We start from the raw sequence: 881 nt of genomic DNA, 5'->3' as shown, positions 1-881 counted from the left end.
GCCGTCTGAAATTTTCAGACGGCCTTTTGTTTATTTAAAAGATGAGTTTAAAAAACGGGTTTCGCCTTTACTTTGATGGAACGGATTACTACAATGCTTACAATTTAATAAATATATTAATCTCTCAAGGAGTATGCAATGAATGCTACGCAATTAATCAGCCGGCTGACGCAAACCGTCGGTGAAAAATATATCATCACAGACCCGGCGAAAACCGAACAATACCGTCAAGGCTATCGTTTTGGCGAAGGCAAGGCGCTAGCAGTTATCCGTCCGGGTACGGTGTTGGAAATGTGGAAAATTTTGCAGGCATGTGTTGAGGCTGATGTTATCGTGATTACGCAGGCTGCCAATACCGGTCTGACCGGCGGCTCGACTCCTGATGGCAATGATTATGACCGCGATATCGTGATTGTGAATACCATGCGTCTGAACATCATTCAGCCGATCAACAATAACGAACAGGTTGTCTGCCTGCCCGGTTCTACCTTGAATCAACTGGAGCTGCTGCTGAAACCTTTAGGCCGTGAGCCGCACTCTGTAATCGGTTCGTCCTGTATCGGCGCATCTGTATTGGGTGGTGTATGTAATAACTCCGGCGGTGCATTGGTACAGCGTGGCCCGGCTTATACGGAAATGGCTCTGTTTGCACAAATCAACGAAGAGGGCAAACTGGAGCTGGTCAACCATTTGGGCATTGATTTGGGCGAAACCCCTGAAGAAATTTTGACCAACTTGCAAGGTTTCCATTATCAGCGAAAAGACATTACGCAAGATGCCGGCAAAGGGCATGACCATGCATACTGCGATCATGTCCGCCAAGTGAATGAACCGACTGCCGCCCGTTTTAATGCCGACCCTGCGCGTCACTACGAAGCATC

Annotated in this window: 1 protein-coding gene; it reads left to right on the top strand. The window is 47.7% G+C overall.

Annotated elements, in window-relative coordinates:
* Window positions 1–138: 138 nt before the first annotated feature.
* A partial coding sequence (gene dld, locus ACTHS3_RS15620; protein WP_440368458.1) for a D-lactate dehydrogenase occupies window positions 139–881 on the top strand: 743 nt, incomplete at its 3' end.

The sequence above is a fragment of the Neisseria sp. P0009.S007 genome (assembly GCF_051962515.1).
Note: the sequence above shows the minus strand (reverse complement) of the source record. Positions and strands in the feature narration are given on the sequence as shown.